Genomic DNA, 26,153 nt, shown 5'->3' on the forward strand with positions numbered 1-26,153 from the left:
ATGGAGCGACGCGCCCGTGTGGTTCCGATGTCGCGCGACAGCTCGGGAGAGACTGTCGAACAGTGGGTTTGGCCATGCACGATGCTGTCTCTGAGGAGATTGCCGGACCGACCTGCGCGTCGATGCAACACTCGATGTGGTGAATGACACACTGATTGACGCATGTGGCGCTTACCGCTACTGTCGGTGGAGCCGAACGGTTTTCGGCATTCGTGTGGTGCCGTGATCGGTGCCGCCGGGGGTAATTGACATTCACCTGAGGTGAATTTATGCAGGGTGGGGAAATTCTGCAGACCAGGTCTTGGTCATTCTGGCTGCAGTTTTTTCGTGCGCGCATGTTTCGCAACGAAATCGGGGGTGGACATTGGCGTACTCGAAATATGCCGATTCGCTTGTGCGTGGATATGTATCGCTGGTAATCCGGCGACGCCATTTGCTGGTGGTGTTGTGGCTGCTGGCGATGATGCTCGGTGCCGTCGGCGCATCGTCCCTGCACGACCGCCTGAGCGTGGGCGGCTGGATCTCACCGACGGCCGAATCGACAAGGGCCGCAGAGACATTGGCGCAGGGTTACCTCGGTCGCGGGGTGACCTCGAGTGCGCTGGTGGTCCACGACCGGAACCGCACCGCCGACGATCCGGTGTTCGCCGATCGGGTCGCCAAGGTCCTCGAGTTCGTGCGCAACGATCCCCGGCTTCGAACCCGTGACGCGATCGGATACTCCACGCTCGGCGGCCAGCCCCAAGCCGCCTTTCTGGGTAAGGACCGTCGCACCACCCTCACGGTCGTCGGCTCGGACCTGACCGTGGACGCGGCACTGAAAGTGATGCCGCAGGTCCAGGACCGGATCAGGACCACCTTCGAGGCCGATGGGCTGGATGTATCGGTGGTGTCGACCCAATCGGTGTGGGGTGAGGCCAATGTGCAAACCCAAACCGGACTGGTCCGAGCCGAAATCATCACCGCGCCACTGATTCTGCTGGTGCTGCTGTGGCTGTTCCGTGGCGTGGTGGCGTCGGTCCTCGCGGGCCTGGTCGGTGTCACGGCGATCGTCTTGGCGACCGGCACGCTGGGTGTGCTCTCGCACGGGCTCACCATGTCGGTCTTCGTCGAGAACATTGCCACCATGCTCGGGTTGGGCGTCGGAATCGACTACTCGCTCATCATGCTCAAACGGTTCGAGGAGGAGCTGGCAGCGGGTCGCGATGTGCCGGAGGCGATCCGGGTGACAGTCGCCAGATCGGGCCACGCCGTCGTCGCCTCGGGCCTGACGGTCATCATCGCCTTGGCCAGCCTGCTGCTCATCGATCTGACCGCCATCTCGTCGATGGCGATCGGCGGAATGCTGGTGGTCGCGTTCACCATCCTGTCGACCCTGCTGGTGCTACCCACCTGCATGGCAGTCCTCGGCAGGCGCGTGCTGGCCGGCCGCATCGGCGTGCTGCGACGGGCCACGGTCGCGCCGGTACAGCAGAGCCGGTGGTACCACTTCTCCCACGCGGTGATGCGGCGGCCGGTCCGGTACCTGATCGCTGGCACCGCGGTGTGCCTGGTCTGCGCGATTCCGGCACTCAGCATGCGCCTGTTCCTGCCCGACGCCCGGGTGATCTCCGCGGGGTCGACGCCCCGGGTCGGGACCGAACGCATCATCGACGAATTCGGCGCCGGCGCACCGACACCCATTCAGGTGGTGGTGCGGACCGCAGGCCCGATCTCCGAGAGTCCGAACCGCGACGCGATCGTCGACCGGCTGAACCGGATCCAGCGACTGCCGAACGTCGTGGCGGTGAATTCACCCCTGTCGGTGCTGAAGTTCGTCGATGGGCGCGATCCGTTGAGCCTGCTCACCGACCAGCGCCGAGCCTCGGCCCCGCCGGAGGTCGCACAGATCGTCGACTACTACGTCGCGCGTGACGGTCACTCCTTCGTGGCCGATGTCATTACGAATTCGCGTTCGGCATCCGATGACAGTGTCGCCACATTGCGTGATGTCCGAGCCTTGACGCGTGATATGCCGGACGGCGTCGATATATCGGTGGGTGGGGAGACCGCCACCAGTATCGATACCAATGACATTATCGCGCACGGGCTTCCGGGTGTGCTGGTGACCATGCTGCTCGCCATTGCGCTGGTGCTGTTCGCGAGCTTCCGCTCGTACCTGTTGCCGATCAAGGCAATAGCGCTGAACCTGCTGTCGGTCGGGGCAACGTTCGGAATATTGACGGTGCTGTTCCAGTTCGGCTGGGGTGCCTCCGTCATGCCGTTCGCGGTCAATGGCTATGTGGTCAACTTTGTTCCGGTGCTGTTGCTGGCCATTGTGCTCAGCCTCAATACCGACTATGAAGTGTTCCTACTCACCCGTGTCCGGGAATCCTTCCTGCGAACTCGCGACAATGCCGAGTCGGTCGCCACGGGCATCGCGCGGACCGCACCGCTCATCAGCGGCGCGGCGGTCCTGATGATCGCCGTGTTCGCCAGCTTCGGACTCGCGGGCATCATTCCGATCCAGCAGCTGGGCGTCGGTGCGGCGATCGCGATCGCCATCGACGCGACCCTGGTGCGCCTGGTGCTGGTGCCGGCCGCGATGCGGCTGATGGGCGACTGGAATTGGCGCGGGCCGTTCGGTCCGCGAGAGATTCGGCGCGGAGCCGAATCGGCGGCGGACACCGATCAAATGTCTCGACAAACCAACCTGGAAGAGGAGATTGAACATGTCGGAAAATGAGATCCTGCCCGAGGTCCGGGAAACGTTCAGAAGGGATCTTTCGATCGAGCTGACCGACGACATGATCGATGACGACCTCATCGATGACCTCGGTCTGGACTCGGTGGCGCTGGCCATCGCTCTCGTCGCCTTCGAGAGCGTCACCGGAACCCCGGTCTCCGAGGAAGAACTGATGGATTGCAAGACCGTCCGCGACGTGAACGAATTCGTTCGGGCGAAGAAGAAAGAAATCGAGACAGATGCGGCGGTCTCGAGTTGAGCACCGAACCGATACTGCTCTCGGAAACCGATTGCCTGTATCTTCGCGCGGAAAGCGAATTGCGGCCCATTCACTGGACATTCGTCGTCCAGCTCGCACCCGACGAGGACCCGCTGTCGTTCGACGAGGTCGTGCGCCGAGTGGTCGCGCGATCGGGCGAACGGGAGATCTACCGATTGCACCTGGCAAAGAAGGTGCAACGTCGGCCCCGATTCGTCCCGGCGAGCAGCTGGGATCCCCGCGACCATGTGCATTCGGTCGAGCTGGCGGACGAAGCCGCCGTCAACCGCTGGATCTCCAACGCCGTCGCCTCGCATCTGCCGACCGATCGGCCGCTGTGGGAGATCGCGCTGCTGAACCAGAAACAGGGTGGCCGCCAGTATCTGGCACTGCGCGTGCATCACTGCATCACCGACGGTATGGCGGGTCTGGCGTTCGTCGGGCTGCTCGCCGACACGCCCTCCGACACTACCGCCGAGTTCGATCGGTTCATCTCCAGCCGACGGTTCGCGCTCGCGCCGATTCCGTGGCGCGAAAGGATGCGGATCATCGTCGCGGCCAATAGGATGCTGCTCGCGCGCGGCCTGAAGCTCAGAAGCGACGAAGGACGCTCCGCGGGAAGGGAAGTCGCCACTCTCTCCCTGTCGACCGGCGATTTCCGGCGTCGGGCAAGGGAATACGGCGCATCGACCAACGAGTTCGTGCTCTCGGCGGTGGCGGCCGCGCTCAATGCCTCCCGGCTGGAGGCTGGCATCGCGAAAGACGCGCTGCGAGTGCAGCTTCCGGTGACACTCGACCGTGATATCCGGCATACGGGCAACGCCGCCTCGATCGCCGTGCTCACGGTGGCAGGCGACGTGACCGATGTCGCGACGCATGTCGCCCGCGTGAAGGCGGAGTTGCGGCGGGCCGCGGAATCCGACGATGCCAGGAACGCGATCATCGCGACGGCGCCGATCAAGTATCTGCCCTGGCGGTTGCAGCGGCGGCTCACCGCGAAGTCGCTCGAGGACCTCTGTGATGTCAGCGTCGGTGTGAATCCGGGTTTCAGTGCCACGGAAACCGTACTGGGACGGCATGTTTCACGAGCCACACCCTTCGTGCCGATCGTGGACTATCCGGTCTCGGTGACCACGCTGATGTACCGGGATCGATTCACCCTGGGCATCGTCGCCGATCCCGTCGAATTCCCGGGCGACCTCGGGAAGTTCCTCGCCCGGCTGGCCGACCTGATCGGTGCCGAATCCGAGCCGACCGAAACCGAATCCGACCTGGTGGCTGGACAGATAGGGGAGTCTCGATGACATCACCGACACTGATCGTGCCCGACCTCGGCACCCACATCCGCGACACCCTGCTGGCGAGTACCAAGTCGCTGCGGACACTCGACCTGCTGGAGAAGCGCTGGCGGGAGACCCCGTGGCCGGAGGTCGCCGCGGTCGCGGACACGATCGCGGCGCGCCTCTTGGACGGTGACCGTGCCGGTGAGCGCGGCCCCGTCGGCCTGGTCGGCGACCCGACCATGGAGACGGTCGCGATCATGTGCGGCGCGTGGTTCGCGGGCCGGGCGATCGCCTTGCTGCCCGGCCCCGTTCGCGGACGGGCCAACAGCCTGTGGGCGGATGTCACCGCCGAGAAGTTCGCCGCACTGGGCTGTCGCGAACTGTTCGTCGGGACCGAGATCGCGCAACTGATGGCCGCGGCCGTCACGGACCCCGCCGCGTCGGTGACCGCCTTCCCGGAGGTGAGCGCCTGGCGGGCAACGCCGTTCGGCTCCATCGCCGCGTTCTCCGGCACTGATACCGCCATCTTGCAAGGCACCGCCGGTTCGACGGGAAGCCCGAAGACCGCCGTCCTGTCGCGTGCCGCGATGGTCCGCCACTGCGCGGGATTCCAGGAGCGCATCGACGGCGACCCCGGCCGGGACATCGGCTGCTCGTGGCTGCCGCTCTACCACGATATGGGTCTGACCTCGCTGGCCATCGGCATGATCTACGGTGGCGAGACCTGGCTGGCCCCGACGGCCGCCTTCGCCCGCTCACCCTTCGAATGGCTGCGTTGGCTCAGCGAGAGCAAGGCGACCCTGATCGGGGCGCCGAATTTCGCCTACAACCTGCTCGGCCAGTACGCCCGTCGCATCGACGGCGTCGATCTCGGCAATGTCCGCTACGCCATCAATGGCGGTGAGCCGGTGGATTGCGACGGCCTGGCCCGCTTCACCGAGGAGATGCGGAATTTCGGATTCGACCCCGCGGCGGTCGCGCCGTCCTACGGGATGGCCGAGGCGACCTGTGGTGTCTCCGCGCCCCTGCCGGGTTCCGGACTGACCGTCGACGAAATCGATATCACCGAAGGGGATTCGGCGCGCCCGCTGCGGACGGCCGCACTCGGTTCCGCCATGCCCGGCATGGAGATCCGGGTCGTCGCCGGTGACGGCCACCCGACCGCACCCGGTCGTGATATCGGCGAAATCGAGGTCCGCGGACATTCGATGATGAGCGGCTATCTCGAGACCGAGGTGAAACTCGCCGAGGACGAATGGTTCAAGACCGGCGACATCGGCTATCTGCATGATGGACAACTGCATGTCTGCGGCCGATCGAAGGAAATGCTCACCGTCGCCGGGCGCAATCTCTTCCCGCAGCAGGTCGAAACCGTGGTCGGAAAGATCGCGGGCGTGCGGGCCGGTGCGGTCGTCGCGACCGTTGTGGAGACGGCCAACGAGCGGGCCCTGCGCCGGCCGGAATTGGTGGTGGTCGCCGAATTCCGCGGCAAGGGAGCCGATCTCGCACGCGACCTGATCAAGGAGTCGGTCGTCGCCGAATGCGGGATCGTCCCCTCGGTGGTCGAGTTGGTGACACCGGGAGAACTGCCCAGAACGACGTCGGGAAAGCTGCGGCGGCTCGAGGTCGGTCGAATGGTTACCGAGAAAAGGTTGAAGCTGAAGTGAGTACTGTTCGCACCGACAACGCGGTCGTCGCCGACTCCGAGCTGTCCTTCGAGACCCTGCTCGACGCGTATCTCACCGACGAGGTGCTCGAAATCGCGATGGCCGCCGAGGAATCCGGTCTGTTCCCCCGGGACCTGATCGAGAGGATGGGCGCGGCGGGCATCCTTCGGTCCAAATGGTCAGCGGGCATGAATCCCGATCTGGCCAAACTCAACGCGCTCGCCATGGCGCTGGGCAGGCTCGGGTCCGGGGGCGTCGGGCCGGGGCTGAGCATTCATGATTCGGCCATCGCCATTCTCCGGCGATTCGGTGGTAACCCCTACCTGACCGAGCTCACCGAGCGGGCCATCGATGGCGAGATCGTGCTGTGCCTGGCCGCCTCCGAGCAGGCAGGCGGCTCGGATCTGCAGCATGTCGAGACCGTCGCGCACCGCACCGGTGACGGCTTCCACCTGGTCGGCCGCAAGAAGTTCGTGTCGCTGGCACCGGTCGCCGATCACACCCTGGTCGTGGCCCGCGTCGTCGACGAAGGCGGCGCGGCCGCCCAGCGCGCGGGTGGCAATGTTGCGGTCTTCGCGGTTCCCATGAGCCAGGTCAGCGTCGGGACCGCGTACCGCAAGATCGGCGCTTCAGCACTCTCGACGGCGCCCATCGAATTCGATACCACCGTCGGGCCCGACCATCTGGTCGCGCGCGCCGGGGTCGGGCTGCTCGCGATCAGCTGGGGGCTGGCACACGAACGGCTCTCGGTCGCCGGGCAGATCGCGGGCTCGTGCGAACTCGCCATCGCCGTCACCCACGCGCGCATGATCGAGCGGACACAGTTCGGGCAGCGGCTGTTTCAACATCAGGCTCTGCGTTTGCGCCTGGCGGACCTGTCCGCCCGCGTGCACATGCTCAAGCTGGCCCTGACCGGTATGGCCGCCACGCAATCCAACCTGGATATCCGGACCTCGGCCGGGATCAAGGTCATCGCCGCGCGCCTGGGGGAGGAGGTCACCTCCGAGTGCATGCACATATTCGGTGGTTCCGGATACCTCGTCGATGAGACGCCGGTCGGTCGCTGGTGGCAGGACATGAAGCTGGCCCGCACCGCCGGAGGTTCGGACGAAGTACTGCTCGAGCTGGTCGCGTCGGGTATGAAGCCCGATCACGACACGTACTCGAAAATCATCCGATCGGAAGTGGGGAACCGACAGTCATGAATTCCAGCCAAGCCGGTGCCGCCGGTCTGACCGCGCCCGAGCACCTTGACAAGGACTCGTATCGAGAGTTCTACGACCAGATCAGCCGATCCCTGGACAGTTCGCCGTTCGGCAAGAATTCCAGCTTCCTCAACTACGGCTACTTGAGTCTGGGCACCGAGGACGAGGCTCGGGAACTGCCCGCCGGGCGCGCGTTCAACGTGCACTCGATCCGGCTGGCCTGCGAGTTGGTCGGGTCACTGGACCTGACCGGGCGGGCCGTGCTCGATGTCGGATGTGGTCGCGGTGGCGTCGCGAGTCTGCTGGCCGACCACTTCGGGGCGGCGGTGACCGGCGTCGACATCTCGCCGGCCGCCATCGAGTTCTGCCGCGGCGCGCATCCGGCGCTGCGATTCGAGGTGGGTGACGCGGAGCATCTGCCGGTGCCGGACAGTTCCTTCGAGGTCGTCACGAATGTCGAGTCCTCACATACCTATCCGAGCCTGGCGGGCTTCCTGCACGAGGTGCGACGGGTGCTGCGCACCGATGGCAGGTTGCTGCACACCGACCTGCTTGAGCCCCGTCGCTGGCAGGAATTTCGGGCCGGACTGGAGGCGAGCGGCATCACGATCGTCGCCGAACGCGACATCACCGCCAATGTGGTTGCCGCACGAGACAAATTGGGCCGGGGACTGAGCCGCGTATTCGGTCCCGAGAACGAATTGATGGCCAATTTCCTCGCGATCCCGGGGTCGGCGATCTATGAGCAGCTGAAATCGGGCGGGCTCGAGTATCGAATCATCCGCGCGACAGTGCGGTGAGTCGTATGACTGCCGTATTGGCCTATTCCGCAATGACTTCCGACTCACCGCTGGTATTGACCGAGATCTCGCGGCGCGCGCTCGGCGAGCGCGACGTTCTGATCGACATCCACTACAGCGGCGTCTGCCATACCGACATCCACATCGCCCGAAACGACTGGCGAACCTCGATCTACCCGGTGGTTCCCGGCCATGAGATCGCTGGCATCGTGCGGCAGGCCGGAGCCGCTGTCACCGGGTTCGCGCCGGGGGACCGGGTCGGTGTCGGATGTTTCGTCGATTCGTGCCGTACCTGTCCGGCCTGTCGGGGCGGCGCCGAGCAGCACTGCACGCGCGGTGTGACTCTCACCTACAACTCCGAGACCGGGGACGGTCCCACCGAGGGGGGCTACGCGACCTCGATTGTGGTCGACGAACGTTTCGTCCTAGGCATCCCCGACGCTCTCCCGCTCCCGTTCGCCGCACCCCTGATGTGCGCGGGAACGACCACGTACGCGCCACTGCGCCGGTTTGGAGTGCGGTCGGGCACCCGGGTGGGAGTGATCGGACTCGGCGGACTCGGCCACCTCGGTGTCCTCCTGGCCAAGGCGATGGGCGCGGACGTCACGGTGTTCAGCCGCTCCGCCGCCAAACTCGACGATGCCTTCCGATTCGGCGCCGACCGCTACGTCATCACCGAGGACCCGGGTGCGTTCGAAAAGTATTCGTGCTCACAGGATCTGATCCTCAATACGGTGTCGTCGAAGATCGATCTGAACGCCTACTTCGGCACCCTGGATCGCAATGGCGTCCTCGTTGAACTCGGTATCCCGGACGTGCCGCTGGAACTGGAGGGGTTCTCGCTCATCCTGATGGACCGCCAGCTGGCGGGTTCGTTCGTCGGTAGTCCGGGCGACACGCGGGAAATGCTCGAATTCTGTGCCGCGCACAATATCCGGCCGGAGATCGAACTGATCGCCGCCGATCGCGTGAACGAAGCCTTCGAGCGGGTGCTGAGCGGTGCCGTTCGATACCGGTTCGTCCTCGATATCGAGGGCATGCGGACCGCGCCGTGATCGTTCTCCACGGTGCCGACGAAGTCCGGGCCTACGTCGGGCGCGAGCTCGGTGCCAGCGCGTGGGTCGAGATCAGCCAGGCGGTCATCGACCGGTTCGCCGAGATCACCGGCGACGACCAGTGGATCCACACTGATCCGGTGCGGGCGGGCGAGTCCGAACTGGGCTCCACCATCGCGCACGGGTGCTACCTGCTGTCGCTGGCTCCCCGCTGGGCCTACGAGATGTTCGCGCTAGAGGGGTTCGCCTACGTCTTGAACGTCGGCTACAACACTGTCCGCTTCACCGCGCCGGTGCCGGCGGGCTCACGGGTACGCATGCTCGCGACCCTGAGCCGCGCCGATCAGTGCGTCGGTGGACTACAGCTGACCATTACCCAGAAATTCGAGGTTGAGGGCATTCAACGTCCGGTGTGCATGGCACAGAGCGTCGTTCGCGCACTGCATGCTCCGGAACCCGAACAGCCCTGATCCAATCCGAAAGGAATCAACCATGGCCGATTCTGTTGCCTGCCTGTCCTGTGATGCCGCGGTCCGGCTGCCCGAACCCATCGAACTCGCCGAAATTCTGGCGTGCGGCGATTGCGGTCAGGAACTGGAAGTGATCGAGACCGAGCCGTCGGTGCGAGTCGACTTCGCGCCGGAGGTCGAAGAGGACTGGGGCGAATAGGTGTCGCATTCGAGCCCGGTGCTCGTTTCGGTGACGGTGCTCCGGCCCGAGGAGCGCCAGATCACCGACGCGATCCGCGCGCTGGGGTACACCGTTCAGGTAGCCAATCGACGGAATTTCGCGGATCACCTGAGAGTGGAAGGCGAACGTCCGGCGTTCGTGCTGATGCGCAACGTGTCGCGTGACGAGAACCTGCGTATGGCACAGCTTTTCGAGCGCGCCGGGATCCCGGTGCTGAACTCGGCCGCCGCGATCCTGACCTGTTCGGGTAAGGACATGCAGGCGCTGGCCCTCGCGAACAATGGAATTCGGCATCCGCACACCGAGATCGCCTTCACCTTCGACGATGTGCGTGCCGCGTTCGATCGGTGCGGGGGTGACGTGGTGGTCAAGCCGGTCAATGGGTCGTGGGGCCGCGGAGTGGTGCGGCTGTCCTCGCCCGCGCAGCTCTCGGCCTGGCAGGCGGGCTGGGAGAGCGTCGACATGAACGGCCGGGAGCTGCCGGTTGTGGTTCAACATCACGTGCCCAAGGCCGGATATGACCTGCGTGCCTTGGTGATCGGCACGGAGGTGGTGGTGGTCATTCGGCGCACGGCCGAGCAGCTGCGGACCAATACCGCGCTCGGCGGGCGGATCGAGGCGATCGAGCCGGCGCCCGCGGTGCGGGCGCTGTGTGCCGAGGTCGTCGAATTGCTGGGGCCCGGCTTCTACGGCGTCGATATCGTCCAATCGGTCGATACCGGTGAGTATCTCGTGCTCGAGGTCAATGCGAACCCGGAATTCGCGCGGTCGTCCGAGTATCACGACATCGATATCCCGGCGCTGCTCGCGGCTTTTCTCGTCCAGCGGGCGGACGCGCCCCAGAAGTTCGCCGAGCTCGTGGCGGTGACCTCGTGACGACCGTCGCCGTACTCGGTGCCAGTGGATTCATCGGCGGCGAGATCCTGCGCCTGCTCGGCGGCCATCCGAAGGTCGCCACCGTTGTACCGGTCAGTTCGTCGAAGGTCGGGCAGGCGGTCGGTGAGGTCGTTCGCGGCCTGCGGAATTCACCGCTGGGCGACCTCAGATTCTCCTCGATCGACGAGGTGCGGTCGATAGATATAGCCATCTCGGCGATGCCCAATGGCATACTCCCGCAGGTACTTCCACAACTGCGGCAGCAAGCCGGGCACGTCGTCAATGTAGCCGGGGACTTCCGGCTCTCGGACCCGGAGCAGCTCGCCCGGCACTATCCCAAGTCGAGTGCCGCTGGAGTCCCCGACGCCTACTTCGTACCCGAGTTCGCCGACGCGGCCCCCGCATCGGTCGTCAATCTGCCCGGGTGCATGGCGGTCGCCGCGCAGTACGCGGTGATGCCGCTGTTCCGAGCCGGGCTGGTGGACGGTCCGATGGTGATCGAGGCCAAGACGGGTTCGAGCGGTGGTGGCCTGGCGGGCGAGCCGCATGCCCAGCGCTATGGCGAGGTACGGATGCACCGCTTCTTCGGGCATCGCCACGAGCCCGAGATCGCCGAGGCCATCGGCCGGTACGCGGGCGTGACGCCCGACATCCGGTTTTCCACGATGAGCCTGCCGATCAGCCGGGGAATCTTCGTCACCTCCTATGCGCGGCTCGCACCGGGTGCCGACGTGGCCCAGGTGCGCAGAGCCTATGCGCACAGCTATCGCGGCCAGACCTTCGTGCGGGTCCGCAATGGCCGCACACCGACCTCGTTCCCATCGCTGAACACGGTAGTCGGGACGAATTACGCGGAAGTGGGTGTCGCGGTGCGAGATCGTGACTGCATTGCCGTCTGCGCGCTGGACAACCTGATCAAGGGTGGAGCCGGCCAGGCGGTCCAAACCATGAATCGGCTGCTCGGATTCGAGGAGCACGCCGGGTTGGAGGCGGTGGCCCGATGGCCCTAGCGCCCTATCGTCCGCTGTACGTGATCAAGATCGGTGGAGCATCGCTTCGGGCGGGCGAAGTGTGGTCGCAGCTGGCGGAACTGACCGCCACCGGGGCCCGGATTCTCGTGATCGCCGGAGGTTCCGCGGATATCACCGACCACTACACCGAAATCGGCCGTACCCCACCATTATTGACAATGGTGGGGGGTCAGCGGGTTCGCGACGCGCGGCCCGCCGAGATGCCCCATATCGTGGCGTCCTATCGCAGCCGGACGCTGCCGCGGGTGGTTTCCGCGGCGGCAGCGGCCGGGGTGACGGTGACGGCCCTGCTGGCCGGGGACCGCGGACTGGTGCGTGGACTGCCCAACCGTCCGATGAAAATCGTTGCGGGCGAGCGTATTCGGGTGACCAGAGAGCAGCTGGCCGGGACGGTGTGCGAAGTCGACGTGGATGCCCTCGGGGATCTGCTCGCCACCAGTGACGCGGTCTGCCTGACGGCCCCCATCGCCGGCCGCGACGGCGGCTGGCTCAATATCGATGCCGACGTGCTCGCCGCCAGCCTGTCGAATGCGCTGGGGGCCGATCATCTGCGCATCGTCACCTCGACGGGCGGGCTGCTGTCCGATGTCGGCGACCCCGGCTCGGTGATCGCCGACATCTGTTCGGGACAGGGATACCGGTACGCGCAAGGGCGGATGCGGCAGAAGATCCGTGCCGTCGAGCTCGCGCAGGACGGTCCCGCCGACATCGCGATCACCGGCGTGCACTGGCTGCGGCCGACGGCCGGCACCAGGTGTTGGCGTGCCGGTGACTGCGACGCGGATCTGCGGTTGCTCTCGCGGATGGTGGACATCTCCTCGGTGTCGGGTGACGAGGCGGAGCTGGCCTGCTACCTGCGTGAATGGGCCAGGGCTCGCGGGCTTTCCGCAGATCTGGACGCGGCAGGGAACCTGGTGGTGACGATCGGGGACGGCCCCTTCACCGTGCTGCTGCTGGGTCACCTGGACACGGTGCCGTTCCGGTGGACGCCGTCCTGGCAGGACGGGATATTGAGCGGCCGCGGCAGCGTCGACGCGAAGGGCTGCCTGGCCGTGTTCCTCGAAACCGCCGCCGCGGCACAGGTTCCCCCGGGTGTCCGGCTGCTGGTGGTCGGTGCGGTGCAGGAGGAGACCACCTCCGCGGGGGCCTTCCATATCCGTGATCAGCATCGGGCCGATGTGGTGATCATCGGTGAGCCCAGCGGTGCGGCGGCACTGACGATCGGCTACAACGGCCTGCTGAAGGCGGCACTGCGATTCCGGGCAGAGGGCGCGCACCCGGCGGGCGAAGGCACGGTGACCGCCGCCGACGGGCTGCTCGCGGCGCTGACGCGACTGCGGGAAGCGGTACTGGCCCGAGCGCCACACGCGCTGGTGGCGACACTGGACATAGGGGCTGGCGAGCATGCGGGCGGTCAGTCCGGCAGCGCGGTCGTCGATGTCCGGGTACCACCGGATGTCGAGCTGGGCGAGCTCGTCGAGGCCGTGCGCTCGGTGGCATCCGCGCAGGTCTCGGTGGAGATCCTGCGCGCCACACCGGGGGTGCGGACCGCGCGCGACAACGAACTCGTGCGCTCGTTCGCCACAGCGTTCCGATCCGTGGGCGTGCGGCCCCGGTATGTGTTCAAACGCGGCAGCAGCGACATGAACACCCTGGCCACCGGGTGGCCCGAGCTGATCGCGGTGGCGTACGGGCCCGGTGACGCGGCCTACGACCACCGGCCTGACGAACAATTGCCCGCCGAGTCCTTCCGGGACGCGCGAGCGGTGCTCGACGCGACATTGACCAGGCTGTTCGAACGGGCCGCCACAATGGAAGGGAGTGCAGCACAGTGACGATCGAACTCGGTCAGGCCCCCGCGGTCACCGAAACCTTGCGCTCGCAGGCGATCCGCTGTCGGGAGGTGGTGATCGATATCGCCGCCGGTGCGGTCGGCTGCCATTTGGGCGGCAGCCTGTCCGTCATCGAAATACTGCTCGTCGCAATGGAGCTCGCCGATCGCGAAGGCGGTCCGGTGGTACTCAGCAAGGGGCACGCCGCAGCGGCGCTGTACGCGGCACAGTATGTGCGTGACGTCACCGGCGAGCATCCCGCAGCGGAGTACGGCCGTGCGGGGTCCTCGCTGACCGGCCACCCCGGCAAGAACCTTCCCGGCGTCCTGTTCCCCACCGGCAGCCTCGGTCACGGATTGGCCTACGCGGTGGGATGGGCGCTGGCGCAACGACTTTCGGGTGGAACCGGCCGCGCCTTCGCCATTGTCGGCGATGGCGAACTGCAGGAAGGCATCGTCTGGGAGTCCCTGCAGATCGCGGCGGCCAAGGGGGTGGACAACCTGACCGTGCTCATCGACGCCAATGGCGGTCAGAACGATGGCTACGTCGCCGACATCTCGCCGGTCGCCGATCTCGCCGCCCGGATGCGGTCCTTCGGCGCCACCGTCGACAGCGTGGACGGTCACCAGGTCGGGGAGCTGCTGGCAACCGTTGGCACGGCGCGTGGCCTGCATGTGGTGATCGCCCACACGGTGAAGGCCAAGGGGGTCGCGGCGGCCGAGGGTCTGTCGAAATCCCATTACGTCCGGATCAGCCGGAAGCGGGCACGCGAATGGAAGTCGGCACTGCACGGGGAGAACACATGAGCGCGGCCGTGAACGACGTGGCACCGTTGTGCGGGCGCGAGGCATATCGGGACGAACTGGTCCGGATGGCTCGCGAGGATGAACGGATCGTCTGCCTCGAGGCCGATGTCGGCGGGCACGGCAATGCCTTCGCCGCCGAATTCCCGGATCGGTTCTTCAATCTCGGGATCGCCGAGGGCGCGGCGATCGATATCGCGGTGGGTATGGCGAAAGCGGGTCTGCGACCGTACCTGAGCACCTTCGCGACCTTCGCCGCGCATCGCGCGGCGGAAAGCCTCAAACTCGGGCTCGGCTACATCAATGCGCCGGTGGTTCTGGTCTGTCCGTACGGTGGCCTGTCCGGGGCGTGGTACGGACCCACGCACCACGCGGTCGACGACCTCGCGGTGGTGCAAGCGATACCCGGGGTCACGATCGCGGTTCCCTGCGGTGAGGCCGAGACCCGCCAGGCGCTGCGTTATCTGCACGGCGCCGAGGGACCCGCCTACATGCGACTGGCGCGCAATGAGCCACACGAACCCGTCGGCGCGGCGCGCCCGGGTCGGCTCAATTGGTGCCGCACCCCCGGCCCCGGAGCGCCGACCGTCGTCTCGATCGGCGAGCGGGCAACGGAAATCTGCTGGGCCGCAACCGAAGTGCGGCCCGGTGTCGGACACGCGCAGCTGTGCTGGGTCGATGCCGGGCATCTGGCGAGCGCGGCCGAGGAGCTGGCGCGGCGATCGCGAACGGTGATCGTGGTCGAGGAGCACCGGTTGCAGGGCAGCGTCGCATCGTCGCTGGCCTTAATGGCCCGCGGAATCGAGGTGGTCAGCGTCAATGTCGGGTCCGGCTGGGCCGCGGTCGGCGGCGATCACCGTGAAGTACTGGCGTCGTGCGGATTCACCGTCGAGGCGGTCCGCGCGGAAATAGACAAAGTGGAGGAATCAAGATGACCGGCAGCCCATGGCTGGAGCGCCCCCATGTGGGATTGGTCGACGATACCGCGCAGCGATTCTCGATCGGTGAGGAGTTCGCGCGCGCGGTCCGCGCGGACGCACCGCACGGTGAGCTGAAGGTGATGTATCGGGCTCACCTGACGAGCGCGTTCCCCCTGTTCGCCCATCGCCCACGCTATACCGTGCGCGATCTGGTGAAAACCGCCTCCACGGCCGATGGTCCGGTGGAGTACATCCGCGAACGGGTCCTCGTCGGCGCGGGAACGGCGAATCGCTCGCGCCGATACGAGAACACCAGGGAGGCCGGCGCGGTCGCGATGGCGGAATCGGCCGCCATGACCGACATCGAGGTCGATGTGGCCGTTCCGGTGGACCTGCTGTCGCACTCCGGGCAACTGGCGCAATTCGTGGACTATCGAGTCCTGGTGCGTTTGTCGGTCCGTGAGAACGAGACCCTGCTGCACGGCAGCCCCGACCAGGCGGTCACGGGGCTGCTGAACGAGCCGGGCGTCCGCCGCCATGATCCGATGCGCGGACCCGTCGAGGACATCGTGTTCGATTTGGCCGCTGAGGTGGAGGAGGCCGGCGGATCGCTGGACGGCATGGTCGTGCACCCGCAGCAGTACTGGCAGTTGGTGCGGGCCGGTGTCCTGCCCCGGTTGGAGGCCGTCGGGGTCAAGGTCTCGCGTACGCGGATGATCCCGGCCGGGCAGCTGCTGCTCGGCGACTTCAGCGCCGCCGCGACACTGTTCCTGCCCCGCGTCGGCTCGCTCGAATTGCTACCGGCGGACGATCCCGGCCAGCGAATCATTCGGGCGCGCACCCGCTTCGGATTCGCTGTCGGACTGCCCGATCATCTGATCACGCTCGAGGTCGGCTGAGGTGGGACAGGCTCGTCCCACGGTCCTCTACATCACGGGCATGATGCGCTCGGGCAGCACCCTGGTCGGCAACATCCTCAACGAGGTTGACGGTGTCGCGCACCTGGGTGAGTTGCACTTCCTCTGGAAGAATTTGACGCTGCGCACCGGATCCAATTCGAACTGCGGGTGCGGAGAACCATTGTCCGCCTGCGAGTTCTGGGCTCCGGTGCTGGCGGCGGTGGATATGGCCGAGGCGGGCCGGGTGGTGGCCGGTCAGCGCGCGAGCACGCGGGTACGCCACACGCTGGCGCGGCTGATCGATCCGGCGGGACCAGGCGCATCGGCCCCGGTGGTTCGCGATCGCCTCGCGGTCTACGACGCGATCAGCGCCGGTGGCGCAATCGCGGTCATCGTGGACAGCTCGAAGGTCCCGGTCGAACCGGTCGTGCTGGCCGCGACCGGGGCGGTCGATCTGCGGATTCTGCACATTGTGCGTTCGGCGCACGAGACGGTGGATTCGTATCGGAAACCGAAAGCCTATATCCGGCCGCTGTCACCGCTGCGAACGCTCGGGTATTGGCTGAGTTTCAATATTTCGGCGGAGCTGATAGCCGCTCGCGCGGGGGTGCCGTATATGCGGATGCGATACGAGGATCTGGTGCGGGATCCGGAACCGGCCATCCGCAAGATACTCGAATTCGCCGGTACCGCAGTGGAATCCCCGATCGGACCGGATCGCGTTGTCGAATTCGGGATCAATCATACGGTGACGGGAAATCCGGATCGCTTTGTGCGGGGGCGGGTCACGATCGCAGATCGCGGCCCGGGCGGGAATCGGGGTTCGGTCCTCGAGAAAGTGTTGGTCACGGTGCTCACCGCGCCGCTCGCCCTCCGCTACCGGTATTTCACCCGGCGCTGACGACCGACGGTAACAGGAGAAGATCATGGATATTGGAGTGAAAGGCCGTGTGGCGCTGGTCATGGCGTCGAGCACCGGTCTCGGTTTCGGGGTCGCGGCCGCATTGGCACGGGAGGGCGCGCACGTCTGCCTGTGTGCGCGGACCCGCGAGAAACTCGATCATGCCGTGTCGGAACTGCGGGGGATCGGTGCGGGCGAGATCTGTTCCGAGGTAGTGGATATCACCGACGAGGCCGCGGTGAATTCGTGGGTCGCCGGTGCGGCGGAACGCTTCGGGCGGGTGGACATTCTGGTTTCCAACACCGGCGGCGTCGAGCACGGCGGGATCGACGCCTTTGCCTGCTCGGACTATCGCGAAGCGGTTGATTCGACGATGCTCCCGCATATCGCCGCTACCCTCGCCGCGCTTCCTCATCTGCAAGCCAATGGGTGGGGACGGATCGTCTACATCACCTCGGAATCCATTCGGGAACCGATCGTGGACAATGTGCTCTCGGGGACCGTCCGTTCCGGTATCGCCGCCTTCGCCAAGAATGTCTCGAAGACCGCCGGGCAGTACGGCGTGACGGCCAATGTGGTGGCCCCGGGTTATCACCGGACCGCCGCCCTGGAAAGTCAGTTCGGCGCGGATATGGACCGGGAGATCGACAGATTATCGGCGGAACTTCCGGTCGGGCGGATCGGCGATCCGGGCCAATTCGGTGAGATCGTCGCGTTTCTCGCGGGCGAGTCCGCTGGTTTCATCACCGGCACGGTATTACTGGTCGACGGCGGAAAAGCGGCGGGTGTCTGATGATTGTTGCCGCACGCGATGACATCTTCATGCCCGCCGATGCCGACCAGTTTCGCGAGCTGGGTCTGTGGCGACGGCATCAGACCCTCGTCGACGACCTGATCGCGGCGACCACGCGCTACCCGGACAAGGACGCCCTGGTGTGCTACCGCGGGCGGAGGGCCGACCGCTTCAGCTACCGGCAGCTGTCCGAGCGCGTGCACCGCACCGCACTGCTGCTGCGGCAGGCGGGAGTCACCGCCGGTGATGTTGTGGCCCTACAACTTCCGAACGCCGTCGAGCTGATCGTGTTGTGCTTGGCGGCCAATGCGATCGGAGCGGTGCCCGCGCCGATCCTGCCCGCGATGCGGTCGCGGGAAGTGCGGTTCATCCTCGAATCCACCGCTGCCACGGTCTATGTCGGTATCGAGAGCCACCGCGGCTATTCGATCTCGGGCATGCTGCACGGCTTCGTCGCCGAACTGCCCGCCTTGCGCTGGGTACTGCTGGTCGCGGGCGAGTCGGCGGGCGAGCCGGACGCGCGTGGCCACGGATTCGCCGACTACGCGGAATGGGAGGCCGCGTTCGACCCGCGAGATCCGGGTCCGACACTGCCGGAACTGGCCGCGCAGCGGCATCCGGATGAGGTGTGCCAGCTGATGTTCACCTCGGGCACGACCGGGGAGCCCAAGGGCGTATTGCATTCGCACAACACCCTTTACGCGATGAACTCGGTCCAGGCGCGGGAACTCGATCTCGGTCCCGAGACCGTGACCTGCATGGGGTCGCCGACCAGTCATCAAGCCGGATATACCTGGAACTTCGTCATGCCGCTGATCCTGGGTGCGACGGCGGTACAGGTGTGGCAGTGGGACCCCGACGAGATGCTCGATATTCTCGAGTGGGAGCGAGCGACCTTCTTCATGGGCGCGCCCACCTTCCTGACCGACCTGATCGCGGCACAACGGCAACGCCCCCGCGCCCTCGGCGCGCTTACCAGCTTCGTTACCGGTAGCGCGCCCATCGCACCGCACCTGACGGCGATGGCACACAGCGTCCTGGGATGCCGGTTGTACTCCGAATGGGGCATGACCGAGAACGGCTGTGTCACCGTCACTCGTCGCACCGATTCGGAATCGCGGGCCAGTGAGAGCGACGGCACCGTGGTCGAGGGCATGCGGGTCCGCATCATCGGCTCCGATGGCGAGTCCATTTCCGCCCCCGGCGTCGTCGGTGAGCTGCAGGCCCGCGGTGCCTCCCAATGCCTGGGCTATTTCCGGCGTCCGCCGATCTACCGGGAATGCCTGACCGACGACGGCTGGTTCCGAACCGGTGATCTGGCGCGCTGGACCGGACCCGGCGAGATCAGGATCTCCGGGCGGGCCAAGGACGTCATTTCCCGTGGCGGGGAGAAGATCCCGGTGGCCGAGGTCGAGAGCGCGATCCTGGGCATGGCGGCCGTACGCGATATCGCGATCGTCGCGGTGCCGCACGAGCGGTTGGGCGAGCAGGCTTGCGCCGTCCTGGTGACCGATGGATCGCAGCCCTCGGTGCGCGATATCGCCGCTCACCTCGAGGGTCTGGGCATGGCGAAGATCTACTGGCCCGAACAGGTGCGCATCGTGTCCGCGCTGCCGCGCACCACCACCGGGAAGGTGCAGAAATTCCTCCTGCGGGAGATGGAGAACGGGGGGATCCCACAATGACGATCACGGAATTCGCTCGAGACAGCGACCATTGGGTGAGCCAGGCGCGTGAGTTCGCCGAGCGCGTGCTGGAACCGCACACCCGCGACCACGACCGGACCGGCCGACTGCATGCCTCGGTGCTGCCCGAATTGGGGCGGGCAGGGTTCCTGGGCTTGGGCATCGATACCGAGTTCGGTGGTGCGGGGGCCAGCTCGGCGACAGTCGGTGCGATTCTGGAAGTGCTTGCACGAGTGGATATGTCGCCGTGCTACGCGGTGCTCAATTGTGCGCTGGTCGGCAGCATCCTGGCCGAGAACGGCAGTCCGGAACAGCGGTCACGATGGCTGCCGTCGATCGCGGCGGGCCGGGTCGTACCGGCCCTGTGCCTGACGGAGGAGGACGCGGGCACCGACGCCGCCGCCATCAGCTTCCGGGCCGAACGAGTGGGCGAGGGCTGGGTCCTGACCGGGCGCAAGACCTCGATCATGCTGGCGGGCTACGCGACTCACGCCCTGGTGTTGGCTCGCACCGGCGAGCCGGGTGCCCGGGGTGTCTCGGCGTTCTTCGTCGATCTCTCCGCCGGTGAGGTCCGGCGGGAGGTGTTCGAGGATCTGGGCTGCCGGGCGGGCGGACGGGGAAGCCTCGAATTCGTTCGATTCGAGGCCGGTGCGGCCGAGCTCGTCGGTGCCGAGAACCGTGGATTCGTCGAGGTGATGCGAGGTTTCGGCTATTCGCGGGCGCTCATCTGCATGATGGCGGTCGGTGCGGCACAGGCGGCACTCGACGCGGCCGTGAACTATGCCCGGGAGCGGATCGCGTTCGGCAAGCCGATCAGTGCGCATCAGGGTGTCGCGTTCCCGCTGGTGGATGCGCAGACCACGGTGGCCGCCGCGCGCCTGCTGACCATGGACGCGCTCGACCGCAGAGACTCCGGCCGGGATTACACCGCCGCGACCAATATGGCGAAGGCGTGGGTGCCGCGGGTGTGTTTCGAGGCCGCGCACCGCGCCCTGCTCACCTGTGGGCACCGCGGCTGGAATTCGGCCGCCGATTTCGAACGCCGACTGCGTGATCTGGTCGGACCGGAGATCGCGGACGGTACCGAGAACGCGGCACGCCTGGTCGTGGCCCGTCAGTTGTTCGGTCGGTCGTTCGCGCCCTAGGCCCGAACGGCATGCGCTGGGCCCCGAACGTCAATACGAAGGAGAACGATATGCGGTGCACCATCTGGCTCACCGGGCTGCCGAGCTCTGGCAAGACCACCCTGGCCGCGGCGCTGTGCGAGCGATTCGTCGGGGTCGCGCCCACCGAGCATCTCGACGGGGACGCGCTGCGGGCCGACTACTTTCCCGAACTGGGATTCACCGATCACGATCGGCGGGAGAACATTCGCCGGATCGGTGATCTCGCGCGGCGATTCGCCAATCACGCTGTGGTGCCGGTTGTTTCGGTTATCGCCCCGTTTCAAGCTGCGCGCCAGGCCGTGCGCGCGGCGCACGAGGGCGCCGGCCTCGGTTATATCGAGGTCTTCGTCGACACACCGCTGGAGGTGTGCCGGCAGCGCGATGTGAAGGGCCTGTATCGGCTTGCCGCGGACGGCAATCTCGCCGGCATGACCGGAGTGCAGTCGGCCTACGAAGCGCCGGCCGCCCCCGATCTGCGGGTGGACACCTCCGCGCAATCGATCGATGAGTGCGTGTCGGCCATCGCGGCATTGGCGATTGACAGGTACGCGGGCGACCGGCTTCCGGCGTGCGCGCAACGGAACGGGTGATCCACGAATGCGTTTCGAGAATCTGTGGATCAATGGGCTCGGTTGCTACTCGGAAACTCTCCTCTCGGTCGACGCGGCCGTTGCCGCCGGCCGCTACCGTGCGGCCGACGCGGCGGAGACATGCATGGAAACCGTGCAGGTAATGGACATCTCGGCCCCGGAGGCCGCGGTGCGGGCGGGCCGCGTGGCGGTCGAGGCGAGCGGTGAGCTGGCCGGTTCCCACCCGGACTTCCTGATTCACGCGTACGCGAACTTTCAAGGTATCGCCATGTGGCCGGCGGGGTGCTGGGTGGCCCGGGGGATCTTCGGGGAGGATTCGCCCGTCGTGCCGTTCGAGATGACCGCCTGGTCGAGTAGCACGCTGTTCGCGCTGCTGACCGCTGGCCGGTTGATCGGCCCGGATCGATCCGCGCGCCGATCGGTGCTGATGACCTACGCCGATCGGTTCCAGGAGCCGGGGGTGGACCGGTGGAGTCTGAGTTCGGGCATGGTGTTCGGCGACGGCGCGGCCGCTGCCATGATCTCGAATACGCCCGGTGCCTGGGAGGTCCAGTCGATCAGCCTCAAGGCTGATATCGGCTTGGCCGAATTGTTTCGCGGTGATGAACAATTCGCGGCCGTGCCGGGCCCGGTCGATATGAGAGAGCGCAACCGACAATACTTCCGGCGTGGCGGACTGGCCCCGGACGAGGTGCGAAAGCAAGCCGCCGAGGGGGTCCGGGCGGTCGTCGCCGAAGCGATGGCCGACGCGGGCACTACCGAAACCGGGATCGACTGGGTCATCACCCCGTTCGTGGGACGGCGCATGTTCGAGGAGTCGTTCCTCGAACCGCTGTGGGATTTCTCCGACCGCAGCCCGTGGCAGTTCGGACTCACCCGTGGCCACCTCGGGGGGGCCGACCAGATATTCGGTCTCGATCATCTGCGGCGGCAGGGACAGCTGGTCGCGGGGCAGCGCGTGCTGCTCATCGGAACCGGATACGGCTTCACGTTTGCGGCGGCGGTGCTGCGCTTCCACGGCTGAGGTCCCGGCCGGGCACCGGGAAGGCGTCGATGGCTTCGGCTCCTACCTGGGGTTCGGGACGGGGTCGGCGGGGCGGTGGCCTTTTCCCGGTCCAGGCCGATGAGGGGTGGCCGCAGCCAGTGCGATCCTTTCGGGGAGCGGTGAAAACTCTTCCGCGGCTGATGAATTGAACTCCTTCGGGAGGCTTCCAGGCTGAAGCTCGAGCCGCGGCCGGGACCATGTCGAGGACCGGTTGGGTGTGGTGCCAGGCGGCGAATTGGGAGGACGAGACTCAGACGGGGTGAGGTCATCGGGCTCCGGTGGGGTGGTGCGGATTGGCCTGGGGCACTCTCGCCTAGGAGTAGCCGGTTCTCGCGGCAGTTTCAGTGGCTCCCGGCCTCATCGGGACAGACAGCGACGGGACCCGTGCGATGGAGACTGGACGGGTCCCGTTGTGCCGTCGAGCAGGTCAGGCCTGGGGCTGGGAGAAGCGGAGGTGGTTGCCCCAGGGGTCGGCGAAGCCGCAGTCGCGCATGCCGTAGGGCTGGTCGATGAGGGGCTGTTCGACGGGGACGCCGGCGGCTTCGAGGCGTGCGAAGGTGGCGTCGACGTCTTCGGTGATGAAGATGAGGGTGCCCATGGCTCGGCTTTCGAGGCGGGCGCGGTTGGCTTGGACGGCGGCCTCGTTGGGGTTCATGGTGGGGGTTTCGAGGAGGAACTCGATGCCGGGCTGGGTGGCGGGGCCGAGGGTGAGCCAGCGGACGTCGCCGAAGAACGGCATGTCCTGGCGGATCTCGAGGCCGATCACGTCGCGGTAGAACTCGAGGGCTTGCTGCTGGTCGCCGACCAGGACGGCAACGTGGGTGAGAACGAGATCTTTTCCGGTGGTCATGGCTGTCCTTCTTCCTTGCGGTAACCGGGGTCGTGGGTGCAGACGGGGTCGCGCGGAGAAAGTAATCGGTGCGGCCGACACGGTTTTAGACCCGAGGCGCGGCTAGTGCCGGCGGAAGGGGCCGTCGAGGGCGGCCCATTGCAGGAGCATGATCGTTTTGGCGTCGGCGATCTCGCCGGTGCGGATCATGGTGAGCGCACGGGGGAATGGGATTTCCACGGTGGTGATGTCCTCGCCTTCCGCGGCGACTCCGTGGCTGTCCGCGAGGTGGTCGGCTCGGTCGTAGGGGGCGGCGAAGAAGTGGAGTCGCTCGGTGACGGAGCCGGGGCTCATGTAGACCTCGAAGACGGGTTCGACGGCGCCGACGCGGTGTCCGGTTTCCTCCTGGGCCTCGCGGCGGATCGCCTGTTCGGGAGTGTCGCCGTCGAGGAGGCCGGCGGCGGTCTCGAGGAGCATGCCGTCCGGGTGGCCGTTGACGTAGGCGGGCAGGCGGAATTGGCGGGTCAGCAGGACGGTTTCGTGGGTGGTGTTGTAGAGGAGGATGGTCGCGCCATTGCCCCGGTCGTAGGTTTCGCGCTGTTCGCGGGTCCAGTGGCCGTCGCTGTGCTGGTAGTCGAAGGTGGTGTTGCGCAGGACGTACCAGTTGCAGGACAGCACGTCGACATCGTGGATCCGGACCCGCGGGTTTCCGGTCAGGTCGCGGCCGTGCCGGTCCAGGCCGGTGCGGCCGCGCGGGTCGGGGGTGTCGACGCCGGCCGTCATCGGAGGGCCTCGGTTGTGGCGTGCGCGAACGTATTCAGGTTCTCGGTCAGGATGGACTCCAAGGTGCGCGGCGGATCGATGCGGCGGAGCATGCTCTCGGCAGGGCGGATATCCGAGGGTAGCTGTAGATGCCCGACCGGCGGTCCGCGAGAACTATCGGCCGCGGTAGGCCGGTAGCGAGCCGCTGTAGGATGAGTTCCCTGGGTCCAGGTCGGTAGCGCACCTGGGTCTTCGTGTCTCAGCTCTGATCTCCTCACACCTGATGTGGTGCGGCCCGGATTTTGCCTTGGTTTGCTATCCGCCGAGGAAGGGAGCCGTCATGAGCAGTGCCGCCGAGCGGGCAGCCCAGCTGGATTTGGTCGCTCGCCTCAAATCCTCGTATTCCGAGACTCCGGACGCGCCGACTCCCGATCTCATGGATCACGAGCACTTCGCGGCCTATATGAAGACCGTTCACGACGTGGGCGGTGAGCCGTGTGCGCCGATGAAGTACGAGAACAAGCAGTACGAGGTGTGGGAGCACAACACGTATGTGATCTGTGAGGTGCTGGCCTGGCGTGGAATCTGGTTGTCGGAGGAGCGGCGCCGGATGGGGAATGTCGATGTGGGTCGCGCGATCTATCTGGGGATTCCGTACTACGCTCGGTGGCTGCTCGCTGTCGCGCGCGTCCTGGTCGAGAAGCATCACATCAGCCTCGGCGAGTTGAGTGAGCGGATGATCGAGGTTCAGGACCGTTATGCGGATGGTCTCGATGGCCGGCCCATCGAGGCTCGACCGAAGTTCGAAGGGGACGGGTCGCGGGTCGAACGCAATCGGCACCACGTCGAGGCGGTCGGTAAAGGCGATCCGCAGGTGTTCGCGGGGCAGGCCGGGGAACCGAAGTTCCGGGTCGGCGATGCCGTGATCGTGCGTGAACTGCCCGCCCTGTTCTACACGCGGACGCCGGAGTACGTCCGCGGCGCCAAAGGTGAGATCGCTTCTGTCGCTTATGAAAGCCCGGCGGCCGAGGACGAAACGTGGGATCGGCCCGACGCGAAACCGGAGTGGTTCTACGTCGTTCGGTTCAATCTCGCCGAATTGTGGTACGGCTACACCGGAACGAGCACCGACACCCTGCAAACCGAGCTGCCCGAGCGTTGGCTGAAAGGGATCGAATGACCGGCCATGATCATGACCACGACCATGTGCGCACGGTTGCGCCCATGGTCGACGAAATCACGGACTTCGAAGTCCTGGAGATCGCGCTCCGCGAATTGTGTATCGAGAAGGGCATTTTCACCGCCGAGGAGCATCGCCGTTTCACCGAGTTCGCCGAGCAGATCGGTCCCGCTCCCGCCGCGCACCTGGTGGCCCGGGCGTGGCTCGACCCCGAGTTCAAGGCGCTCGCTCTCGCGGAACCGATGACCGCCAGCCGGGAAGTCGGCGTCGACTGGCTGGAACCCACCGGTTTCGGAACACCCAGTGACTTCACCGCATTCGAGATTCTCGAGGACACACCGGACCTGCACAATGTGATCGTCTGCGCTTTGTGCTCGTGCTACCCGCGGCCGATTCTCGGCAATTCTCCCGAGTGGTATCGCACGCCCAATTACCGGCGGCGCATGGTCCGCTGGCCACGTCAGGTGCTGTCGGAATTCGGGCTCGATCTGCCCGAGGGTGTCGCGGTGCGTGTGCAGGACTCCAACCAGAAACACCGTTTCATGGTGATGCCGATGCGCCCGGAGGGAACCGCCGGCTGGAGCGAAGACCAGCTCGCCGAAATCATCACCCGCGATTGCTTGATCGGTGTCGCCCTGCCGAAGGTGGGCGTGACGAGCAATGTCATCACCGATACGCGTGCGGCCATCCATCCAGTCGACTGAGGGAGCGGGCAATCGTGAGCACGGAAGAAATCCCGTCGCTGCGGGGCATCGTGGAACGAAACCAGGTGTGGCCCCGGATGGCCGCCGAATACGGCGTCAGCAACCCGGTGCCGCCCTGGAAGACCAGCCTGGACGGGATGTGCGACGCCCTGGACAACGCCGCCTGCGCGGCGAACATCCCTGATTTCAAGGAGCGGCGCGACGAAGAGGACTCATTGTCGTCGACGCTCTACGCAGACCTGCCCTACCCGGAAAACCAGCTCGTCGCCTTGGCGCACTCGCTGGTGGTCCGCGGCGTCATCGACGAATCCGAACTCCGGGAACGCCTCGCCACCATCCGAGCCAGACTGGAAGCCTGACCAGGAGGGCGAGCGGAGGATGTGACAACCCCATTCGGTCGATCTGAACGACTGCGGCGCTTCATTGAGCCTGATCTCGACGTCATTGGCGAGA

Annotated in this window: 26 protein-coding genes; 24 read left to right on the forward strand and 2 right to left on the reverse strand. The window is 66.2% G+C overall.

All coding sequences use genetic code 11. The features are described 5' to 3' along the window. The first annotated feature begins 439 nt into the window (after nt 1-439). The 21 genes from ACWEOI_RS23765 to ACWEOI_RS23865 are packed head-to-tail and all read left to right on the forward strand — an operon-like array spanning nt 440 to nt 22,204. Complete coding sequence (locus ACWEOI_RS23765) at nt 440-2,725, forward strand: MMPL family transporter (RefSeq protein WP_452361029.1); 2,286 nt, start codon at nt 440-442, stop codon at nt 2,723-2,725. Beyond that, nucleotides 2,712-2,984: a phosphopantetheine-binding protein gene (locus ACWEOI_RS23770; protein WP_452361069.1), complete on the forward strand. Its 273-nt coding sequence runs from the start codon at nt 2,712-2,714 to the stop codon at nt 2,982-2,984. Before ACWEOI_RS23765 ends, ACWEOI_RS23770 begins: the two co-directional genes overlap by 14 nt. Further along, on the forward strand, nt 2,903-4,288 hold the full coding sequence (locus tag ACWEOI_RS23775) for a wax ester/triacylglycerol synthase domain-containing protein (protein ID WP_452361030.1): 1,386 nt from the start codon (nt 2,903-2,905) through the stop codon (nt 4,286-4,288). The genes ACWEOI_RS23770 and ACWEOI_RS23775 overlap by 82 nt, the downstream gene beginning before the upstream one ends. Nucleotides 4,289-4,305: 17 nt before the next feature. Beyond that, nucleotides 4,306-5,934: a long-chain-fatty acid--ACP ligase MbtM gene (gene mbtM, locus ACWEOI_RS23780; protein ID WP_452361070.1), complete on the forward strand. Its 1,629-nt coding sequence runs from the start codon at nt 4,306-4,308 to the stop codon at nt 5,932-5,934. Beyond that, nucleotides 5,931-7,139 carry an acyl-CoA dehydrogenase family protein gene (locus ACWEOI_RS23785; protein ID WP_452361031.1) on the forward strand — a complete coding sequence of 403 codons (1,209 nt, stop codon included), beginning with the start codon at nt 5,931-5,933 and terminating at the stop codon, nt 7,137-7,139. Before mbtM ends, ACWEOI_RS23785 begins: the two co-directional genes overlap by 4 nt. Then, entirely contained in the window at nt 7,136-7,939 is an 804-nt protein-coding gene (locus ACWEOI_RS23790) for a class I SAM-dependent methyltransferase (protein WP_452361032.1), read from the forward strand. Before ACWEOI_RS23785 ends, ACWEOI_RS23790 begins: the two co-directional genes overlap by 4 nt. A 5-nt stretch (nt 7,940-7,944) precedes the next feature. After that, nucleotides 7,945-8,994 carry an NAD(P)-dependent alcohol dehydrogenase gene (locus ACWEOI_RS23795; protein WP_452361033.1) on the forward strand — a complete coding sequence of 350 codons (1,050 nt, stop codon included), beginning with the start codon at nt 7,945-7,947 and terminating at the stop codon, nt 8,992-8,994. After that, nucleotides 8,991-9,464 carry a MaoC family dehydratase gene (locus ACWEOI_RS23800; RefSeq protein ID WP_452361034.1) on the forward strand — a complete coding sequence of 158 codons (474 nt, stop codon included), beginning with the start codon at nt 8,991-8,993 and terminating at the stop codon, nt 9,462-9,464. Before ACWEOI_RS23795 ends, ACWEOI_RS23800 begins: the two co-directional genes overlap by 4 nt. Nucleotides 9,465-9,486: 22 nt before the next feature. Further along, a complete protein-coding gene (locus ACWEOI_RS23805; protein WP_452361035.1) occupies nt 9,487-9,663 on the forward strand; it encodes a hypothetical protein in 177 nt (58 codons plus the stop codon). Further along, nucleotides 9,664-10,560, forward strand: a complete 897-nt coding sequence (locus ACWEOI_RS23810) for an ATP-grasp domain-containing protein (protein ID WP_452361036.1) — start codon at nt 9,664-9,666, stop codon at nt 10,558-10,560. It abuts the gene before it with no gap. Beyond that, nucleotides 10,557-11,570, forward strand: a complete 1,014-nt coding sequence (gene argC / locus ACWEOI_RS23815) for an N-acetyl-gamma-glutamyl-phosphate reductase (RefSeq protein ID WP_452361037.1) — start codon at nt 10,557-10,559, stop codon at nt 11,568-11,570. The genes ACWEOI_RS23810 and argC overlap by 4 nt, the downstream gene beginning before the upstream one ends. After that, nucleotides 11,561-13,426 (forward strand): M20/M25/M40 family metallo-hydrolase, encoded by a 1,866-nt coding sequence (locus ACWEOI_RS23820; protein WP_452361038.1) that lies wholly within the window; start codon nt 11,561-11,563, stop codon nt 13,424-13,426. The genes argC and ACWEOI_RS23820 overlap by 10 nt, the downstream gene beginning before the upstream one ends. After that, nucleotides 13,423-14,229 (forward strand): 1-deoxy-D-xylulose-5-phosphate synthase N-terminal domain-containing protein, encoded by an 807-nt coding sequence (locus ACWEOI_RS23825; RefSeq protein ID WP_452361039.1) that lies wholly within the window; start codon nt 13,423-13,425, stop codon nt 14,227-14,229. The genes ACWEOI_RS23820 and ACWEOI_RS23825 overlap by 4 nt, the downstream gene beginning before the upstream one ends. Further along, entirely contained in the window at nt 14,226-15,161 is a 936-nt protein-coding gene (locus ACWEOI_RS23830; RefSeq protein WP_452361040.1) for a hypothetical protein, read from the forward strand. Before ACWEOI_RS23825 ends, ACWEOI_RS23830 begins: the two co-directional genes overlap by 4 nt. Continuing rightward, on the forward strand, nt 15,158-16,045 hold the full coding sequence (locus ACWEOI_RS23835; RefSeq protein WP_452361041.1) for a family 3 encapsulin nanocompartment shell protein: 888 nt from the start codon (nt 15,158-15,160) through the stop codon (nt 16,043-16,045). The genes ACWEOI_RS23830 and ACWEOI_RS23835 overlap by 4 nt, the downstream gene beginning before the upstream one ends. Before the next feature lies 1 nt (nt 16,046). Continuing rightward, a complete protein-coding gene (locus ACWEOI_RS23840; RefSeq protein WP_452361042.1) occupies nt 16,047-16,946 on the forward strand; it encodes a sulfotransferase in 900 nt (299 codons plus the stop codon). A 25-nt stretch (nt 16,947-16,971) separates the two neighbouring features. After that, a complete protein-coding gene (locus tag ACWEOI_RS23845; RefSeq protein ID WP_452361043.1) occupies nt 16,972-17,739 on the forward strand; it encodes an SDR family oxidoreductase in 768 nt (255 codons plus the stop codon). Next, on the forward strand, nt 17,739-19,424 hold the full coding sequence (locus ACWEOI_RS23850) for an AMP-binding protein (RefSeq protein WP_452361044.1): 1,686 nt from the start codon (nt 17,739-17,741) through the stop codon (nt 19,422-19,424). The genes ACWEOI_RS23845 and ACWEOI_RS23850 overlap by 1 nt, the downstream gene beginning before the upstream one ends. After that, nucleotides 19,421-20,569 carry an acyl-CoA dehydrogenase family protein gene (locus ACWEOI_RS23855; RefSeq protein WP_452361045.1) on the forward strand — a complete coding sequence of 383 codons (1,149 nt, stop codon included), beginning with the start codon at nt 19,421-19,423 and terminating at the stop codon, nt 20,567-20,569. Before ACWEOI_RS23850 ends, ACWEOI_RS23855 begins: the two co-directional genes overlap by 4 nt. Before the next feature lie 11 nt (nt 20,570-20,580). Beyond that, nucleotides 20,581-21,180: an adenylyl-sulfate kinase gene (gene cysC, locus ACWEOI_RS23860; protein WP_452361046.1), complete on the forward strand. Its 600-nt coding sequence runs from the start codon at nt 20,581-20,583 to the stop codon at nt 21,178-21,180. Between the two features lie 7 nt (nt 21,181-21,187). Further along, nucleotides 21,188-22,204 carry a 3-oxoacyl-[acyl-carrier-protein] synthase III C-terminal domain-containing protein gene (locus ACWEOI_RS23865; RefSeq protein WP_452361047.1) on the forward strand — a complete coding sequence of 339 codons (1,017 nt, stop codon included), beginning with the start codon at nt 21,188-21,190 and terminating at the stop codon, nt 22,202-22,204. A 448-nt stretch (nt 22,205-22,652) separates the two neighbouring features. Here the strand turns inward: ACWEOI_RS23865 and ACWEOI_RS23870 are convergent, their stop codons facing one another. Both ACWEOI_RS23870 and ACWEOI_RS23875 read right to left on the reverse strand, forming a co-directional pair. Beyond that, nucleotides 22,653-23,075, reverse strand: coding sequence for a VOC family protein (locus tag ACWEOI_RS23870; RefSeq protein WP_452361048.1), 423 nt, complete (start codon nt 23,073-23,075; stop codon nt 22,653-22,655). Nucleotides 23,076-23,177: 102 nt separating this feature from the next. Beyond that, a complete protein-coding gene (locus ACWEOI_RS23875; protein ID WP_452361049.1) occupies nt 23,178-23,837 on the reverse strand; it encodes an NUDIX domain-containing protein in 660 nt (219 codons plus the stop codon). Between the two features lie 319 nt (nt 23,838-24,156). On the opposite strand from ACWEOI_RS23875, the gene ACWEOI_RS23880 reads away from it, so the two are divergent. From ACWEOI_RS23880 to ACWEOI_RS23890, 3 genes are all read left to right on the forward strand, one after another. After that, nucleotides 24,157-24,996, forward strand: a complete 840-nt coding sequence (locus ACWEOI_RS23880; protein WP_452361071.1) for an SH3-like domain-containing protein — start codon at nt 24,157-24,159, stop codon at nt 24,994-24,996. Next, nucleotides 24,993-25,700 carry a thiocyanate hydrolase subunit gamma gene (gene scnC, locus ACWEOI_RS23885; protein ID WP_452361050.1) on the forward strand — a complete coding sequence of 236 codons (708 nt, stop codon included), beginning with the start codon at nt 24,993-24,995 and terminating at the stop codon, nt 25,698-25,700. The genes ACWEOI_RS23880 and scnC overlap by 4 nt, the downstream gene beginning before the upstream one ends. Before the next feature lie 77 nt (nt 25,701-25,777). Then, the gene (locus ACWEOI_RS23890) at nt 25,778-26,059 is read left to right on the forward strand and encodes a thiocyanate hydrolase (protein WP_452361072.1); all 282 of its coding nucleotides are present in this window, start codon (nt 25,778-25,780) and stop codon (nt 26,057-26,059) included. Nucleotides 26,060-26,153 lie beyond the last annotated feature (94 nt).

Source organism: Nocardia sp. NPDC004340 (assembly GCF_053602575.1).

Coding starts and splice junctions, on each gene's coding strand:
- ACWEOI_RS23770 (WP_452361069.1), top strand. CDS start 2,712: ATGTCGGAAAATGAGATCCTGCCCGAGGTCCGGGAAACGTTCAGAAGG.
- ACWEOI_RS23790 (WP_452361032.1), top strand. CDS start 7,136: ATGAATTCCAGCCAAGCCGGTGCCGCCGGTCTGACCGCGCCCGAGCAC.
- ACWEOI_RS23795 (WP_452361033.1), top strand. CDS start 7,945: ATGACTGCCGTATTGGCCTATTCCGCAATGACTTCCGACTCACCGCTG.
- ACWEOI_RS23805 (WP_452361035.1), top strand. CDS start 9,487: ATGGCCGATTCTGTTGCCTGCCTGTCCTGTGATGCCGCGGTCCGGCTG.
- ACWEOI_RS23820 (WP_452361038.1), top strand. CDS start 11,561: ATGGCCCTAGCGCCCTATCGTCCGCTGTACGTGATCAAGATCGGTGGA.
- ACWEOI_RS23830 (WP_452361040.1), top strand. CDS start 14,226: ATGAGCGCGGCCGTGAACGACGTGGCACCGTTGTGCGGGCGCGAGGCA.
- ACWEOI_RS23835 (WP_452361041.1), top strand. CDS start 15,158: ATGACCGGCAGCCCATGGCTGGAGCGCCCCCATGTGGGATTGGTCGAC.
- ACWEOI_RS23845 (WP_452361043.1), top strand. CDS start 16,972: ATGGATATTGGAGTGAAAGGCCGTGTGGCGCTGGTCATGGCGTCGAGC.
- ACWEOI_RS23850 (WP_452361044.1), top strand. CDS start 17,739: ATGATTGTTGCCGCACGCGATGACATCTTCATGCCCGCCGATGCCGAC.
- ACWEOI_RS23855 (WP_452361045.1), top strand. CDS start 19,421: ATGACGATCACGGAATTCGCTCGAGACAGCGACCATTGGGTGAGCCAG.
- cysC (WP_452361046.1), top strand. CDS start 20,581: ATGCGCTGGGCCCCGAACGTCAATACGAAGGAGAACGATATGCGGTGC.
- ACWEOI_RS23865 (WP_452361047.1), top strand. CDS start 21,188: ATGCGTTTCGAGAATCTGTGGATCAATGGGCTCGGTTGCTACTCGGAA.
- ACWEOI_RS23870 (WP_452361048.1), bottom strand. CDS start 23,075: ATGACCACCGGAAAAGATCTCGTTCTCACCCACGTTGCCGTCCTGGTC.
- ACWEOI_RS23875 (WP_452361049.1), bottom strand. CDS start 23,837: ATGACGGCCGGCGTCGACACCCCCGACCCGCGCGGCCGCACCGGCCTG.
- ACWEOI_RS23880 (WP_452361071.1), top strand. CDS start 24,157: ATGAGCAGTGCCGCCGAGCGGGCAGCCCAGCTGGATTTGGTCGCTCGC.
- scnC (WP_452361050.1), top strand. CDS start 24,993: ATGACCGGCCATGATCATGACCACGACCATGTGCGCACGGTTGCGCCC.
- ACWEOI_RS23890 (WP_452361072.1), top strand. CDS start 25,778: ATGGCCGCCGAATACGGCGTCAGCAACCCGGTGCCGCCCTGGAAGACC.